Source organism: Clostridiales bacterium, assembly GCA_015243575.1.
Lineage (GTDB): Bacteria > Bacillota > Clostridia > Peptostreptococcales > Anaerovoracaceae > Anoxybacterium > Anoxybacterium hadale.
This window is the reverse complement of sequence record CP042469.1, coordinates 3,034,040-3,049,203: the sequence shown is the minus strand read 5'-3', so window position 1 is coordinate 3,049,203 and position 15,164 is coordinate 3,034,040. Positions and strand designations below refer to the sequence as shown.

At 45.8% G+C, this 15,164-nt stretch carries 17 protein-coding genes; 12 read left to right on the top strand and 5 right to left on the bottom strand.

Going from position 1 to position 15,164, the window contains the following annotated elements:
• Positions 1-313 precede the first annotated feature (313 nt).
• Complete coding sequence (locus FRZ06_13615; GenBank protein QOX65935.1) at positions 314-685, top strand: TIGR03987 family protein; 372 nt, start codon at positions 314-316, stop codon at positions 683-685.
• An 82-nt stretch (positions 686-767) separates the two neighbouring features.
• Here the strand turns inward: FRZ06_13615 and FRZ06_13610 are convergent, their stop codons facing one another.
• Positions 768-1,892, bottom strand: coding sequence for a hypothetical protein (locus tag FRZ06_13610; protein ID QOX64306.1), 1,125 nt, complete (start codon positions 1,890-1,892; stop codon positions 768-770).
• Complete coding sequence (locus FRZ06_13605) at positions 1,882-2,379, bottom strand: sigma-70 family RNA polymerase sigma factor (protein ID QOX64305.1); 498 nt, start codon at positions 2,377-2,379, stop codon at positions 1,882-1,884. The genes FRZ06_13610 and FRZ06_13605 overlap by 11 nt, the downstream gene beginning before the upstream one ends.
• A gap of 308 nt (positions 2,380-2,687) precedes the next feature.
• On the opposite strand from FRZ06_13605, the gene FRZ06_13600 reads away from it, so the two are divergent.
• The 6 genes from FRZ06_13600 (at position 2,688) to FRZ06_13575 (ending at position 7,369) form a co-directional block, all read left to right on the top strand.
• The gene (locus FRZ06_13600; protein QOX64304.1) at positions 2,688-3,062 is read left to right on the top strand and encodes a GntR family transcriptional regulator; all 375 of its coding nucleotides are present in this window, start codon (positions 2,688-2,690) and stop codon (positions 3,060-3,062) included.
• Positions 3,063-3,213: 151 nt separating this feature from the next.
• Positions 3,214-3,942: a hypothetical protein gene (locus FRZ06_13595; protein QOX64303.1), complete on the top strand. Its 729-nt coding sequence runs from the start codon at positions 3,214-3,216 to the stop codon at positions 3,940-3,942.
• Positions 3,943-3,964: 22 nt separating this feature from the next.
• A complete protein-coding gene (locus FRZ06_13590; GenBank protein ID QOX64302.1) occupies positions 3,965-4,501 on the top strand; it encodes a hypothetical protein in 537 nt (178 codons plus the stop codon).
• Positions 4,502-4,545: 44 nt separating this feature from the next.
• A complete protein-coding gene (locus FRZ06_13585) occupies positions 4,546-5,277 on the top strand; it encodes an ABC transporter ATP-binding protein (GenBank protein QOX64301.1) in 732 nt (243 codons plus the stop codon).
• Between the two features lie 10 nt (positions 5,278-5,287).
• A complete protein-coding gene (locus FRZ06_13580; GenBank protein QOX64300.1) occupies positions 5,288-6,691 on the top strand; it encodes a hypothetical protein in 1,404 nt (467 codons plus the stop codon).
• 165 nt (positions 6,692-6,856) lie between these two features.
• Positions 6,857-7,369, top strand: a complete 513-nt coding sequence (locus FRZ06_13575; protein ID QOX64299.1) for a hypothetical protein — start codon at positions 6,857-6,859, stop codon at positions 7,367-7,369.
• 42 nt (positions 7,370-7,411) lie between these two features.
• Here FRZ06_13575 and FRZ06_13570 read toward each other — a convergent pair whose 3' ends face one another.
• The gene (locus FRZ06_13570; protein QOX64298.1) at positions 7,412-8,020 is read right to left on the bottom strand and encodes a helix-turn-helix transcriptional regulator; all 609 of its coding nucleotides are present in this window, start codon (positions 8,018-8,020) and stop codon (positions 7,412-7,414) included.
• 403 nt (positions 8,021-8,423) lie between these two features.
• On the opposite strand from FRZ06_13570, the gene sdaAB reads away from it, so the two are divergent.
• Together sdaAB and sdaAA are read left to right on the top strand one after the other, a co-directional pair.
• On the top strand, positions 8,424-9,083 hold the full coding sequence (gene sdaAB, locus FRZ06_13565) for an L-serine ammonia-lyase, iron-sulfur-dependent, subunit beta (protein ID QOX64297.1): 660 nt from the start codon (positions 8,424-8,426) through the stop codon (positions 9,081-9,083).
• Positions 9,084-9,097: 14 nt separating this feature from the next.
• Positions 9,098-9,997: an L-serine ammonia-lyase, iron-sulfur-dependent, subunit alpha gene (sdaAA, locus tag FRZ06_13560; GenBank protein QOX64296.1), complete on the top strand. Its 900-nt coding sequence runs from the start codon at positions 9,098-9,100 to the stop codon at positions 9,995-9,997.
• An 8-nt stretch (positions 9,998-10,005) separates the two neighbouring features.
• On the opposite strand, the gene FRZ06_13555 is transcribed toward sdaAA, so the two are convergent.
• Positions 10,006-11,247, bottom strand: a complete 1,242-nt coding sequence (locus tag FRZ06_13555; protein ID QOX64295.1) for a major facilitator superfamily domain-containing protein 7 — start codon at positions 11,245-11,247, stop codon at positions 10,006-10,008.
• A gap of 23 nt (positions 11,248-11,270) precedes the next feature.
• Entirely contained in the window at positions 11,271-12,746 is a 1,476-nt protein-coding gene (locus tag FRZ06_13550) for an aminotransferase class III-fold pyridoxal phosphate-dependent enzyme (GenBank protein ID QOX64294.1), read from the bottom strand.
• A gap of 224 nt (positions 12,747-12,970) precedes the next feature.
• Between FRZ06_13550 and FRZ06_13545 the strand changes: the two genes are divergently transcribed.
• From FRZ06_13545 to FRZ06_13535, 3 genes are all read left to right on the top strand, one after another.
• On the top strand, positions 12,971-13,183 hold the full coding sequence (locus FRZ06_13545; GenBank protein ID QOX64293.1) for a DNA-binding protein: 213 nt from the start codon (positions 12,971-12,973) through the stop codon (positions 13,181-13,183).
• A gap of 156 nt (positions 13,184-13,339) precedes the next feature.
• On the top strand, positions 13,340-13,828 hold the full coding sequence (locus tag FRZ06_13540; protein ID QOX64292.1) for a universal stress protein: 489 nt from the start codon (positions 13,340-13,342) through the stop codon (positions 13,826-13,828).
• Between the two features lie 512 nt (positions 13,829-14,340).
• Positions 14,341-15,159, top strand: a complete 819-nt coding sequence (locus FRZ06_13535) for an MBL fold metallo-hydrolase (GenBank protein ID QOX64291.1) — start codon at positions 14,341-14,343, stop codon at positions 15,157-15,159.
• The last annotated feature ends 5 nt before the right edge of the window (positions 15,160-15,164 follow it).

Sequence of the window (15,164 nt, the reverse complement as noted above, 5' to 3'; positions counted from 1 at the left end):
GACAGTGCGGATGTCAATTAAAACCTGGTGAAAGTAATGAGATCTGTGAGAAATGCCGAAAGAAAAAGAGGGACGCGCAAGCAGAAGTGAACCTGAAAAGGAAAAAAAGAAAATCAAAAATAGGTTAATCATAAGTTGCCCTCCTTTGTCAAAGGAGAGTAACTAGCAGTTTGAAAAAAGATGGCTACTGCCATCTTTTTCGTTGTTTTTGGATATCTTATAATTATTAATTCCTATGAGATGTTCAGGCTTAAATTCCCTGAAGAGGGGCATGCTAAAGGACAATAACGATTATAAGGAGTTGTTCATGGCAATGTTAATTTTTGCAGTGATCTTTATCAATCTTGCGCTGGTATTTTATACTGTGGCCGTCTGGGGCGAGAAGATTCAAGGAAGCCTTAAAGGGTGGCATCTGGTGCTATTCTGGACCGGTTTGGTTTTTGATACGTTAGGTACAGCAAACATGAGCAGGCTTGCAGGAGAAGGCTTTCGCATGAATTTTCACGGGATCACCGGTATTCTTGCAATTCTGCTGATGCTGATCCATACGTTATGGGCCACCCGGGTATTGGCCCAAAATGATCTAAGGCTGAAATCTACATTTCACAGATTCAGCATCCTGGTATGGCTGATCTGGCTGATTCCCTTTGTTTCGGGTGCTTTGCTTGGAATGATGCGAGGCTAACCACGGTACCGTTTTGCTGAGAAATGCAGCAAGGCAGAGCCGACGAACCGCATTTTGGCTGAGTATACTCCGATTGAAGCCTCTAGAAACCGATGTTCGCATCCATCGGCCAGATTTGTGAGACAATACCGCTCTCCTGAAGTGCCAGAATGTCTGATGGCGATCCCTGTACCATCACACCGTAAGTCTTGACCCCTTGGGCGGATACGTAGTCCAGTACGGACTGATAATAGCGCGGCCAATCCCGATCAGACGGCAGCATTTCTAAAAATTTCGTATGATCCAGTGAATAGTTTAGAAGGCTGAAGAAGTGCGTCTCGTAATCAGTACTTTTCGTATCACCATTGCTTTTTGAGAGCGTAGCGAGCTCAAAGCAAGGATATTTTTTATTGATCCCCTCGTAAATATATCCGGAGCCTGTAAGCTCCATACCGCAGAGAGGATACAGTTGTTCATCCTCCGGTGCATTACGGATGCCGGCCCATACAAACAGTGTGCGGCTGGTCTTTTTTAAGTCCACTAGTTCTTCCATGGTAAGATCTCTGGAGAAAGAAACGGCTGCGGTCACGTTGATATAGTCGGGAAGTTCTTTTATCTTCTGCAGATACCATTCCTTGCTGTCGGTCGGGAGGGAGTAGCTTGGAGCTGCTGCCCTGTCGAATATATTCATGGAGAGATTGCTGGCCTCAAAAGAATAAGGGAGAGTCAGCTTGTTCTTGTCCAGAGATGCAGTGAGATATTCCTGCTCTCCTTTAAAGAAATTATATCGGGAAAGAGTCAGGGAGTATTTTCCGATTTCTGTGTTTTCAATCATGGAATTTGCATAATAATAACCTGCTTGATGAAGTTCGGTATATGCAATGAGTGAAAAGTCGATATCATATGCAAACTCATCGTATTTCATGGTCATGGGATTATAGTATTGGTCATTGATCAGAGGCTTTACGGCAAAGGGAATCAGCAGGGCTAGAACAGCCATAATCATCACTGATATCAGTACGATATTTAGACTGCGCCGTCTAATTGCTTTTTTCACTAGATTTAATTCAACGCTTGGCTCGGCGTTTGACGCATAGCTTTGATCCAATTCTTCCTCAAGAAATTCTGAAATAAGCTGGTTCTTTTCCAGCTCAGACTCGATCATAGCAACTTCCTCGGGAGTTGCTTCCCCCGCTTTATATCGTTCAAAGGCATCTTTAAATATCATAGCCACTCTCCTCTATTATTTGTTTCAGATTCTTTCTTGCGCGAAACATCCGTGTTTTGATGCTTCCCGGCGTTGCACCCAGCATCCTGGCGATTTCCTTCAACTGCAAATTTGAAAAGTAATGCAGGACTAGCAGCTCCTGATCAGAATCGGGCAGCCGCTGGATACATTCATACAGGATTGCGTTTCCTTCCTCACGAAGAAGATTTTTTTCAGGCGTTGTACCGTCGGCAATATGATGCAGCGCATGGGGATCATCGGAAATTCTTTTTCTTCGCCGTAGAAGATCAATCCATAAATTCTTGCATACGCGAAGCAGCCAGTACTGGAAGGATGTATGCTCATCAGAAAGAGAAAGATAAGCCTTTACAAAAGCCTCAGAGACGATATCTTCCGCAGTTTCCCGGCTGTGGCAGAGGGAAAGGGTGTAGAGTAATGCAGAATTGTAGTTGCGAACGTAAAGCTGTTCTAAAATATCGCGATCCATTTCTTTCCCCCTCTCATTTAATAAACGAATGAAATCCCAAAAGGTTACACGCCCATGACCTACTCAAATATTATATCGGGAAACAGGGTGAAAACATAGAGTTGGTAAAAAAGATCCGATTTTTAAAAAATACGCAGGTTTTCAAAAAAACATGGGTTTCAAAAAATACACGTGTTAAAAAAAACATGGGTTTCAAAAAAACACTTGACGGTAAACTGTATCATGGATATAATACGGTTAAACTGTATTATGACAGTGACACGGTTTTGCTTTTATTTTTTCATATGAAAGATAGTGGGTTGAGTTCAATGATATCCTTTGAACATTTTAAAATGGAGGACGGAAGTCCGATCTACACACAAATCATCCTATATATCAAAAGGGGTATTGTAGCAGGAACGATACGGGATCAGGATGAAATTCCTTCGAGGCGCGTACTTTCCAGCCTTCTTGGCGTGAACCCAAATACAGTTCAGAAGGCGTATCGAATGCTGGAGGAAGAGCATCTGATCGAATCTAGGTCAGGGGCGAAAAGCTATGTGACGGTCAATGATGAGCAGATACACTTGATCCGAAGTCAATTGCTGGAAAGCGACGTAACATCGCTGATCACCTCCATGAAGCAGATGGGGGTATCAAAGGAGGAAGCAGCTTGCTTGATCAACAGGCTTTGGGATGAGTAATTTGAGCCTGAGATTCTTTGGAGCAAGCCTATAGGAATTGGGATAATGGGGAGTTAAACGATTGGGAGCTTGAGCGTTATCAGGGTTTTATTCTGTTTTCAAATGAGAACAGCAATATGCTTGAAAATGGTAGTAGATAAGGAGTTAGGTCATGAATCGGTATGTTTCTGTTTTTCTGTTGGCGTTGAGAAGTACGGTATACAAAATTGCAGGGGTTCTTCTTCTGATGGCTGGGGCAGAAGGGGTCTTGTTCTGGATGCAGCTGCAGCGGACAGGTGGAAATAAAATTGTTCTCTTAGAAGAGATCATTCAGAGCAGCGGAATTCCATTGGTTAGTGGGGGGGCGTTTCTGCTTGTCTGCGTCATACTAAGCCTTGTGGGCTGTGAGCTTTCTGGAAGCAGGGTGAGATACACGATTCAGAGGCTTTCCGTTCGGGAAGAGGCGGTTGTAATTCTTTGGGGAGTCAACAGTATGCTCGCTCTTTACATTTTCTGGGCAGTACAGCTGGGGATTGTGCTGCTGCTGAGCAAACTGTATATTGACATTATGGAGCCGGTATATTTCAATAGCCAGACGCTTTTTCTTGCATTTCATAGCAGTGGATTTTTGCATAGCCTGCTGCCTTTGGAGGAAACCAGCCGTCTTCTCCGGAACGTTGCTCTGATTTTCAGCCTTGGAATCACGGCATCATGCTTTGCTCAGAAACAGCGGCGGGGGCAACGGGGTGTTGCAGTGGTACTGCTTGCAGCGTTAACGATCATCTTTTTCTCCTCTGATTTGGGACTGCTTGGTTCAGATATCACCATATCGGTAATAGCATTAGCAACAGCAGCGTTTTCCCTTTATTCCATCTTCAGGGTTGAGCTGTATCAAGAATAAGGAGCAAGGACAAGGTGAATCCATGAAGAAGATAAACGTAAAAGAAAAACAAATATTATCATTTGTTCCTCTGGGAATCGATTTGCAGCAGGAATTGAAATGGATTACTATCTTGCTGGCAGTAAGCTTTCTCTACAGCATGACATTCTTAATTTACCTGTCAAATGCATATCATGAGCTGTTTACGTATATTGCCGGTAAAAAAGTAATGATCGATGGAGCAATCATGCAGGACTTTGTTGAGCTTCTGGGGAACAGCCTTTCAGGGTTTCTGATTACGGCGCTGAGCATGGCGGGGTTGCTGGGGTATCACTACCTCTATCACTTTCAAGGCAGCAAGAGCATCTATCTGATGAAAAGGCTGCCTGACCGCATGGAACTTTGGAAAAGGTGCCTCGGGCTTCCTGTGCTGGCTGCGGCCTTATCCCTGTGTATTGCAGTGCTTCTGCTGACTGTCTACTTTGGAATTTATCTGCTTGTGACTCCGGAGGTTTGCCTTACACCGGATCAATGGAGAAAAATATGGGATGCTTATTTTGAGGCCGTAAGGCGTATTTAGGAGTAGAGATTTTGGGGCCGTAAGGCGTATTTAGGAGTAGAGCTATGTTGGAGATTCGTAATTTAAGTAAATCATATATCGGTAAAACGGCGCTGACGAAAGTTGACCTGAAATTGGCACCGGGAGAAATCATCGGTCTTTTTGGAGAAAATGGTGCAGGCAAGTCAACCCTGATGAAATGTATCCTTGGTTTTTTGCAATATCAGGGAGAAATCACTCTTGACGGCGAGGCGATCACGAGGAAAAACATTGCCAGGCTTTCCTTTGCCACCAGTGAGCATTCCTTTTTCCCAAACCTGACTACCAGCGGGCATAAAGAATTCTATGAGATGCATTTTCCGTCTTTTCGAGAAAAGCGATACCGGGGACTGATGGAATTCTTTGACCTTCCGGAGAATAAACCGCTAAAGCGTTTTTCGACAGGTCAGAAAAATCAGTTCGAAGTCATACTGGCCCTGTGTCAGGGTGCGGATTACATCCTGATGGATGAACCCTTCGCAGGCAATGACATCTTCAACAGGGAAGATTTCTACAAGGTTTTAAGCGGTATTCTTGAACCAGAGGAAACGGTTCTGCTTTCTACCCATCTGCTTGAAGAGGTGGAGGCTTTTATCAGCCGTGCCATTCTGATTCGTCACGGTCAGATTGCAGGGGACGTATTCATGACAGATCTGGAAGATGAGGGAAAGACTCTGGTTGGGTATGTAAAGGAGACCTATCAGTATAGAGCAGACCGGGTCAGCAGGGCACTGAGTGACCTGACGGATGAAGAATAGGGGACGGAATATGAAAAAAAGTATGATATTAGCCATCGTTCTGCTGGCACTGTCCATTGGGGTGTTTCCTTACGCAACCGGCTGGGTGAGTGAGGGGAAAGAGGCAATCACGGTGAAGGAAACCGTACTGTACGGAGACAGACGTGCGGCAGAGGGCGTTGCCGTTTTGAATCGAACCCATTGTGACTATCATATGTTCTGGAATACAACATATCGAGTGGGATCGAAATTGTCTGTTGAAAGTAACTATCGGTATTCTCAGGCCCAGCTGCGAGAGGATGACGGCAGGGCCTCTGATCTGCAGCTTTATACAAATATTAATTACGCGATGAGCGGGGACATTGATTTTTCCGGGGAAAATTGGAATGATCTGCCGCGCCTGGTCGCAGCAGATGTTGCGAAGCGGACGCCAAACGGTGAAACCCATGAGGAGGAGATTTCTCTTGCCGATTATTACCGGTTCTATCCTGTTACGTTGGAGCTGTACCTGTCAAAGGGCCAAACGACTGTCTATTCAGCACGTCATGATATGGCGGATTATTTTAAAATTCCCGTACCACAAAATCATAAGGTGCGTGTTGCTATTACAAAGGGCAAGAATGGGGCAGTCAATTATATCGAACAGTCCTCGACAGAGGGTGATTTTCAGCTATCTTCCGGAAGTACAGCGATTAGCGAGTCCGGTGGTTACTTTGCGGTATCGGTCTCTGGGCAAAACAATGGACAGATAACGATGCCAGAAGGCATTTCAGGCATTCATTTCCTGCCGTTCACAAAAGCAGAGGGAGGGATTGAGCCCGATTGGGAAGGATTGCGCAGAGACTATCCTCTGAAGGAAACCGAGCAAGTGCTTCATCTGATCAAAGATCCAAAAGAAGAGCGTTTACTTCTGTTTACAAGGGAAAATGAAGCAGTCATGCTTTCTGTCATTGACATGGAAACAATGGAGCTGATCCGCAAATCTAAACTTGAGGAAGCTGTGGAAGACCTGAGCTTGTGGGATGTTAAGATATATGATTCTTTTTTGGTCGTCACGCTCAGCGACTACCGTTTTCTGCTGCTTCAGCGCGATTCGGACGGACTTTTTGTACTCAAGTTTGCGGGTAACTTCAATCAGAACGACAAAATTGGCGAAAAACTACAATTTGATACAGCCGCAATGGATTTCGATGGTTCCCATTTGGCTGTGGCGGGCTACCAGCCGTACACCTCCTACAGGGAGGGAGGCGGTCAATACCAGTATTTTGCTTCCCACAGTACGTATCTGATGATTTATGACGAGAAAGGCCTGACCTTTGCGGGGAAATATGATCAAAGCAGCGATGCGCTGCCGGTGCCAACAGACAGAGCAGATTCAACACGTAAATCAGTGCGCGCCATTGACAAAAATCCGCTGTCAGTATCATTTGAGTGATCCTGCAAAGGGAGGAGAATCAGGCATTCGCTGGAGAATCAAATGGACAAAAAGCGAAAAAGTGGTTATATTAATAGTATAGGGGATAGGCAACGGTTCGTAAGTTATTATGAAATTCGTTAACCGGGGCTATGGTAGAATTGGACGATTGGGGAGTCAGCACTTATGAATGGACAGAATGAGATTCGTTCGGCGGAAGTCTTTGCTTCAAAAATGTTTGATGCAGTTTTACAGTATGCAAGAGTAAATGATAAAGCTTTTCGGGAGAACATCAGCGAAGATTACCATGCGACGCTGTTGGCATCTTTTTACATGATTTACGGAGTGGATCTGATCAATTATTTTATACTGAACAGAGACGGACAGTTCAACAAGGATATTTCCTCAGTGCTGTTTGATCTCATGACAGAGCGGATCGAAAGCAGTTTTTCTCCGGAAGAAGCAGAGATGATTAAGAACTGCGTATCGGTCATGGAAGACGAGATCATAAAAGCGCTTGCACTGCCGTTTGACCATAGTATGAACAATCCCTTCCACCGATTGGCGAAATACATTCCCACCATCATCGATATCAGGGGAGAATATAACAAACTGTATGCAGACCAGCTGCTTTTTAACTGTCTGAGCGAGACCTTTGCGGGTCTAGGCAGACTTGTAAATAAGCAGGGGCTGAATTAAAAAAAATCGATAAAAAAAGATCGGCAGTCATTTGCCGGTCTTTTATGCTTTCGCGGATTCAAAATACTCGATCGCCCGTTCGATTTCCTCTGCAGAAGCATTCTTTGAGGCGAAAAAAAGCCGTTTGAGTTCAGGGCGGCTGCGCAGAAACGAGAGATAATCTTCATCGCTGTCTGCGGGCTTCGGAATTGTGTTGATGGCAGAAAGGCTTCTGAGAAAATTAATATCGGGTCCTTCTTGCCTTTTCTGAGACACCTGCTCTGAAGTGTGATTCGATCTTGCTGCCTCTCTAGCCTCGCTCCCGCCAAACCCGCTCGTCCTGCTGATATCTCCCATTCCGCTGTTTCTGTTCGTCCTGCTGATATCTCCCATTCCGTCAGTCCCGTTTAATCCGCGTTTATACGCGATGTATTCATCGATTTGCTCTTCAATGGACAAGGCTTTCATAAGAAGGTCAGCTGGACTGATCCCAAGACCATCGGCAAGCTTTTTTAGCGTGCCAAAGGACGGATTGGATTGTTCGCCGCTTTCAAGCTTGCTGACCATACTGAAGCTTAAGGAGGATCGCTTGGCAAGATCCTGCTGTGTTAGCCCAGCCTCTTTCCGATACCGTTTTAAATTACAGCTCAAACTCATCTGCAAATCCCTCATTTATAAAAGAAACCATGCTGCAGCCAAATCCGCAGCTGTTTTTGAATCAGCTTATATCAATTCCAATGAGAAGCAACCAATTCCGGATATGTCTATCTCCAGAAATAGACATATCCGGGATTGCTCGGTTATGTTTCGGTCAAAAGTATCTTACCGTAACAGACAGATCACAATTTGCCGTTTATTGCTTATTTGCCTCTGAATTTATAAACAAATTACGTCAAGCCATAACCGATTTCAACAAGATTCGAGGGCCAAATTTTGCAGGCAGTTCAGAAGATAACAGTGGAATTGGGGATTGAATTCCTGTAAAATTGCCATGATAAGTAAAGATGGACAGACATTAGACAGGCATTAGACAGGAATTTGCTGAGATTATAAAAAATGAGAGAGGGGCAATGAAATGAGTGTTAGTATTTTTCAGGTTGCCGGGCCCGTCATGATTGGGCCATCCAGCTCACATACCGCAGGAGCAGCCCGGCTGGGGAGGATTGCTGCAAAACTTGCAGACAGTTTTGATTTTGTATCCTTCGGCTTGCATGGATCCTTCGCAGATACGGGAAAGGGGCATGGAACGGATAAGGCACTGCTGGCTGGAGTTATGGGTATCCGAGAGGATGATGAAGCCTTGGGACAGGCTTTTGCCCTTGCTGCCGAAAAACATCTGGATTTTGAGTTTCATAGAACCGAGCTGGCTGGAATTCATGAAAACTCCGTTCGAATCGGCTTCTATCGGGAGGGACGGCTGCTTTGCGAGATTGATGGCTCATCCCTTGGCGGGGGAACCGTATTAATCAGCAGAATCGATGGGTACGAAGTGGAGCTCACGGGAAATCTGCCTGCGTTTTTCATCCGGCAGCAGGATAAGTGCGGCGTACTGAGCCATATCACCAAGGTTCTGGCAGAACACGGCATCAATATTGCGACAATGAAAGTCAGCAGAAAAAACCGAAGTGAGGATGCAACCTGTGTCATAGAGGTGGATGAGGGAGCAGCGGAAGAACTTTTGAACAAAATGAAAGCACATCCCGACATCTATGATGTGAAATTTATCGGAGTATAACAGGAGGGAAAGGAATGTATCACAGTTGTAAGCAGCTTCTCCAGATGACGGAAGCGCAGAGGGTTCCCATCCATGAAATTGTAATTGTAAAAGAGATGAAGAGCAGCGGAACTTCCCGGACGGAAATCATGGAAACCATGAAGGAGCGATATCGCATTATGCTGGCTTCTGCCGAAAAGGCGCTGGAACAGCCCCTCCCTTCTGAAGGTGGTCTCGTGACGGGGATCGCATCCGTGCAGTATCGTTATGCGAGGGAAAGAGATACCCTCTGCGGAAGCTTTATCAATATGGTAATGGCGAGAGCCTTGTCCTGCAGCGAAGTAAATGCTTCCATGGGGAGGATCTGTGCAATGCCTACCGCCGGATCATGCGGTATTGTTCCCGCAGTGCTGATGTCGGTGGGAGAAACGCTTGAACGGTCAGAAGCGGATGTGATCCTAGCGCTGATTACTGCTTCGGGTCTTGGTGCCATTGTGATGGAAAATGCCACTGTTGCCGGTTCGGAAGGGGGATGCCAAGCGGAATGCGGTGTGGCCGCCGCCATGGCAGCGGCAGGAGCCGCTGAGCTGAAAGGAGGGACTCCGGCCATCGCACTGGAAGCCTTTTCCCTTTCTCTGGTGAACATTATGGGGCTGGTCTGTGATCCGGTGGCTGGCTTGGTTCAGATCCCTTGTGCGCAACGGAATGCTTCACAGGCAGTGAATGCACTGCTCAGTGCTGATCTGGCACTGGGCGGAATGAAATTTCCCATTCCGCCAGATGAGGTGATCGAGGCGATGTATAAGACGGGCAAGATGCTTCCCGTTCAGCTGAGAGAAACAGCGCAGGGTGGGATTGCAGCCACAGAAACCGCCAGGGAGATTACCAAGAAGATCTTTGAAAGAAATGGTGATTCGCTGAGTGCCCATCAGTGATTGATTCCCTACTTGTCTGAGACGTTTCTCCCAACTGGCAGCCTGCGTTCCAGAAAAGGGGATTCCTTCATTTTTAACGCCAGAGGGATTTCGGCTGCGGTAATGGCAACGAGCGTAAGCATGGGCGGTACCATCGAGCCGGCAGACGATTGCAGAACCTCAAACAGGAAGACGAAGAGCACACCGGAAATCTGACCCATCAGAAGAATCATACCAAGAGAGGTTCCTTCCTGCACCGGATAAGCGGTTTCCGAACCATGCTGAAACAGGATGGGGGCAACACCCATGATAGAAAAACCTGCTGCTGCAGCAATCAGAAGGAGAACCGAAAATGATGTCAGAAAGGTGATTCCCAGATAAAGAGGAACCAGAGCGGCTAGTGAAATTATAAGGAAGGGAATGCGAATGCGGAGCTTGTCAGAAATGATCGGAAGCAGCACCGCTCCAAGTACCCCTGCGGCCACAAAAACAGCGCCGATGGTACCTGCTTCTACGGAGCTGATGCCCCTTGGGAGAAGGATGGATTCCAGCAGGGTCAGAAGCGTGTTAAAGACGCCCATGGACAGGAAACAAAGCATAAGCGCCAGCAGATAAGGCTGATTCTTCAGCAGCCTCCGCAGCGTGGGGAGACTGAAATCTTCCTTTTCCCAAACGGGGCCCGGCGGTGGGACTGCCGGTCTTTCCCTTGTAAGAAGAATGGAAACTGCAGCGGACAATGCAGCAATCGCCGCAAAAACCGTCAGAACAGCAGGAATTCCTTTTTCCGTTGCCATCGCAGGAGCAATGACCATGGGGAGGGCGAAGCCTACATATTGTGCCATGGTCAGAATTCCGGCAGCTGTCGCCCGCTCTGAAATCGGAAACCAATTAGCGGGAACCTTGGTTGATATGTTCAGCAAGAAGGGCTGCCCCGCTGCGATAAAGAACTGAGAGACAAGTACAACCGTAAACTCATCGGCAAAAAAGGCTCTAAATACCCCAAAACCTGCGGTCAGAACCGAACCGATGATCAGGGAACATCGGTAACCGTACCGATCGATGACCCAGGATGCAGGGATACAAAATAGGACAAACATGATCATATAACTCATGGTATATAGGGTGATCAGATACCCGGTGACCCCGTAATATGACTCGGCATGGCTGGAAATCGGTGCCAGGGAGAGCCACATCATCTCGGTGGAGATGATGATGGGGACGATGGACAGGAGAACCACCCAGCGGTAGGGAGATGCTTGACTTTCTTTCATTTCAATCCTCCTGATTCATGGCGTTACACGACTTTTGCCATGTGCTGAAATACCTTTTCGAACCTACTGAGTACATCCGGCAGCATTTCCTCGCTATAAGCTGCACTGGTGTATAGACGACTTCCTGCAAGAGTAACGAGTCCCTCGGCCATATAAGCTGCGCCGACATGCTCCATTTCCTGTTTTCTAAGTGAGGTTTGTTTCAAAATCTCCGGAATCTGCCATGGCTTCGACCAGTCGATGGCAAAATGCAGAGCACCTACCGTTTCCAGATGGCAGATGGACCCCTGATTAAAAGCAACAAAGGGGAGACTGTATTTTTCGATGAGCTTTTTCAGACCTTCGGTCAGCAGATCACCGATTTTACCAGCTTTTTCAATGGCTCCGGTTCGTTCTATTTCACAAAGGGTATGATACCCGGCAACACAGCTGAGTGGATTTGCCGCCATCGTGCCGCCCACCAAAGCTTTTTTATGTTTGGCATTGCCGCTGATTCCCGTAGAAAGATACTTCATGTATTCCTGTTTACCGCCCAGACCCCCCGCACTGGGATATCCCCCGGCAATGACCTTGCCAAATATGGTCAGGTCGGGAGAAACGCCGAAGTAGCCTTGTGCACCGGACATGCCGATGCGGAATCCGGTGACGACTTCATCAAAGACGAGCAAGGCACCATATTTTTTACATAGCTTTTCTACACCCTGATTAAAGAAGCGGTCGACGGGGCGTGTGCCGCTTTCCGGGCCTACAGGCTCAATGAATACCGCCGCGGTACCTCCGGTAAGCTTGTTGTTTTTCAGCTTTTTTTCCAGATCGTCAAGATCGTTGGGAAAGAATTCCTGAGTATGTTTGAAAATGTAACCTGGAACACCGCTGGCTTGAGTGCCTTTTGAACCGGGGATGCGAATCCCGTAGGCAAGCTGATCGCTCCAGCCGTGGTAGGCTCCGCCCATTTTTAATATATTTTTGTGCTTGGTAGCCAGTCTTGCAACACGAACTGCTGCCATACAGGCTTCTGTTCCCGAACCAAGCATTCGGAACATCTCCACAGAAGGAATGCTGTCACAGATTTTCTTTGCCAGTTTGTATTCATACTCGTGGAACAATCCGGTGGAGGGGCCGCACTCCTCCAGCAGCTTTAATACCTCACTGCGAACCTCTATGGGATTACTTCCCAGCACGGTAGGTCCTCCGGCCTGAAGGAAGTCATAATACTGATTACCGTCTACATCGTATAAAAAAGCACCATCCGCTTTTGCAAAAGCAATGGGAAATGGGTGATTGAACGCCAGATTATGCTGTACCCCGCCAGGGATGATCGCTTTTGCTTCTTCAATCATTTTTTTGGAACGAGCGCACTTTTGATCAAAGTACTCTGTCTCGTAGACTTTCAGAGCATCGGGGCGGATGGACCAGATAGGTGCCTTGATCAGTGCCTCGAGCTGCGCTGTAATCTTGGTGACATCAGGATATTCAGAGATGGAAAATGTATGATTCATAGAACAATACCTCCTGTAATCGAAAGCGAGCGATCACTCACTTTGCTTGTTATTGTTACTCTATCACGTTCCAATGAAATGTCAATGAAAAACGGGAATGAATTATCATAACGTAGAATATGAAGACAGGATGTGTGATATGATAGAACTGACATGAAACATGTTTAGGACTGCCGCATAAACAAGGATGGCGGCAAACAATTATTAAAAAGGGGGAAATCGAGATGGAACAAAAACGATATGAATGCGTGAAATGCGGAAACAGGGAGTATGAAGCAGATCAGTTTCAAGCGACAGGAGGAAATTTTGCAAAGCTCTTTGATATTCAAAACAAGAAGTTTGCAACGGTCAGCTGCACGAAATGTGGGTATACAGAACTCTATAGCCTAAAGACCTCAACGGGATGGAATGTGTTAGATTTTCTCATCGGGTCATAATAGAAGCTTAGAGTTCACTGCATCCGCTAGGATAGATCATTGATATCTTAAATTCAGCCGGAACGGAAATTTTCATGTTTCCTGCAAAAAGGGGTTAAACTGAAGGAACAGGGTATTACTATTATAAAGAACAATCATACGAAGGAGGAAACAGAAATGAAACTTCTTGTACCGGTTGACGGATCCCTTGCATCCTTCAATGCAGTTAAAAAATCAATTGAGATCGCGAAACTGTATCACTTTTCTATAAAAATGATTACCGTTGTAGAATCTACAAGTCTTTCCAGGCACAATAGAAACGAAAGACTCTGGAGGCAGGTGGACGGCTCTATTATAGCGGGAACTACCAGAACCCGAGGGGATGAGGAATTGACCTCCGAACTCCGGGAAAATGCACAAAGCCTTCTGGAATCCATAACAAAGGAGCTCGACTTTGAGGGCATCGAAGTGGAAACAGAAGTGCTGGAAGGAGAAGCTTATCAAGCCATTCTGGATGAAGCAGAAAAAGGAGGATTTGACCTTCTGGTAATGGGAAACCGTGGGTTTTCCAAAATCAAGCGCTTCTTCGTAGGCTCGGTCACCCAAAGAGTGATCTCGGAGGCTAAATGCCCGGTGCTTGTGATTCATACCGATTCGGAAGAATAGAGGGCACTCCGGCCAGTAAACTATAAAGTAAATAGATGGGGCTGTCGCACGAAACGAAAATTAGTGCACAGCTCCTTTTCAATTGTGACTAAAGTGATGCTTTTGATCAATGAATTGAAAAAAACTGATGCAACTGTGCGCAAGACCGCTCCGGAAGGTGAGTCATTTTTGTCTCACCTATGTGTCATTTTTGCTCATAGATGAAAAAATGGCGCATTGCTCCGTTTTTATCCATTGAAGGCATAGTTGCACAATTTGCTTTTTTGTTGCAGATTTGCATAAGAAATTTTATGACTAAAACCGCTTAACCGCCTATTTTACAGGATGTTAAAAAAACTATCGTCTGAATGTTAATTGGTTTGCTGCGGAAAGCTGGGATTTGATGAGTTATGAATACAATGTTTTAATAATTTGGCATGAAAATTGCTTTAATGTATGAGATAGAACCTTTGGCAATCATGCAATTTATGACGATGCCATATTGCATGGGAGTAAGGTGATAGAACAGAAACATGAGCGGCGGTTCGGGCTGCTCAGCAGCAGGCGAGAGAAAGGGAGAAGGAATGTACATCTATCACATGACAAACAGCGGTTTGCTAATTTCTACGAATGGAGTCAAATTTCTTGTGGACGGCATTTTCAGCAGGAATAATCTTTTTAATCCTTTGGATGCGGAAATGGAAAACGGCATTATGGATTCGGTTGGACCTTTTGCCGGCGTAGATTGTCTGCTGTTTACTCACTGCCATGAAGATCATTATGACGGGACAAAGGTAAAACGATATCTGGAAGACAATCCTAGTACCTCACTCATTCTACCGGAGGATGCGGTTTTTGGAAGGGAACTGAGGGAATATTACCAGCAGGAGGAGAGGATCTGTTTACTGGATCGCAAGCTGGACCATCAGGTGTTTCACGTAAAGAATACAGAGGTTCACTTGATTCGAACCAAGCATTTAGACTATGCTTCCGCAGAATGTGACAGTCATTACTCCATCATTATTGATGATGGTGTAAACAGAATCGGCATTGCAGGAGATATTGAGCTGAACGATGAGGAAACAGAGAAGGTTTTTTCAGGGAAGCGATTTGATGCAGTATTTCTCAATCCGGTGGTACTTTACCGAAAAAGTTGGATTGGTAATTTCATATCGATTAATTCTGAGAAAAAGTATATCTATCACATTCCATCCGAGGAACATGATCGGCTGATGTATCGAAAGATGACACTATATCATTATAGCATGATGAAAAATAAACTGGTGAACTGTGAGCTGCTATTGAACAAAATGCAAAAAATTTCATTAAAGCGAACCAAAAAGAGCGCTTAATTCAG

Coding starts and splice junctions, on each gene's coding strand:
- FRZ06_13615 (QOX65935.1), top strand. CDS start 314: ATGTTAATTTTTGCAGTGATCTTTATCAATCTTGCGCTGGTATTTTAT.
- FRZ06_13610 (QOX64306.1), bottom strand. CDS start 1,892: ATGATATTTAAAGATGCCTTTGAACGATATAAAGCGGGGGAAGCAACT.
- FRZ06_13605 (QOX64305.1), bottom strand. CDS start 2,379: ATGGATCGCGATATTTTAGAACAGCTTTACGTTCGCAACTACAATTCT.
- FRZ06_13600 (QOX64304.1), top strand. CDS start 2,688: ATGATATCCTTTGAACATTTTAAAATGGAGGACGGAAGTCCGATCTAC.
- FRZ06_13595 (QOX64303.1), top strand. CDS start 3,214: ATGAATCGGTATGTTTCTGTTTTTCTGTTGGCGTTGAGAAGTACGGTA.
- FRZ06_13590 (QOX64302.1), top strand. CDS start 3,965: ATGAAGAAGATAAACGTAAAAGAAAAACAAATATTATCATTTGTTCCT.
- FRZ06_13585 (QOX64301.1), top strand. CDS start 4,546: ATGTTGGAGATTCGTAATTTAAGTAAATCATATATCGGTAAAACGGCG.
- FRZ06_13580 (QOX64300.1), top strand. CDS start 5,288: ATGAAAAAAAGTATGATATTAGCCATCGTTCTGCTGGCACTGTCCATT.
- FRZ06_13575 (QOX64299.1), top strand. CDS start 6,857: ATGAATGGACAGAATGAGATTCGTTCGGCGGAAGTCTTTGCTTCAAAA.
- FRZ06_13570 (QOX64298.1), bottom strand. CDS start 8,020: ATGAGGGATTTGCAGATGAGTTTGAGCTGTAATTTAAAACGGTATCGG.
- sdaAB (QOX64297.1), top strand. CDS start 8,424: ATGAGTGTTAGTATTTTTCAGGTTGCCGGGCCCGTCATGATTGGGCCA.
- sdaAA (QOX64296.1), top strand. CDS start 9,098: ATGTATCACAGTTGTAAGCAGCTTCTCCAGATGACGGAAGCGCAGAGG.
- FRZ06_13555 (QOX64295.1), bottom strand. CDS start 11,247: ATGAAAGAAAGTCAAGCATCTCCCTACCGCTGGGTGGTTCTCCTGTCC.
- FRZ06_13550 (QOX64294.1), bottom strand. CDS start 12,746: ATGAATCATACATTTTCCATCTCTGAATATCCTGATGTCACCAAGATT.
- FRZ06_13545 (QOX64293.1), top strand. CDS start 12,971: ATGGAACAAAAACGATATGAATGCGTGAAATGCGGAAACAGGGAGTAT.
- FRZ06_13540 (QOX64292.1), top strand. CDS start 13,340: ATGAAACTTCTTGTACCGGTTGACGGATCCCTTGCATCCTTCAATGCA.
- FRZ06_13535 (QOX64291.1), top strand. CDS start 14,341: ATGAGCGGCGGTTCGGGCTGCTCAGCAGCAGGCGAGAGAAAGGGAGAA.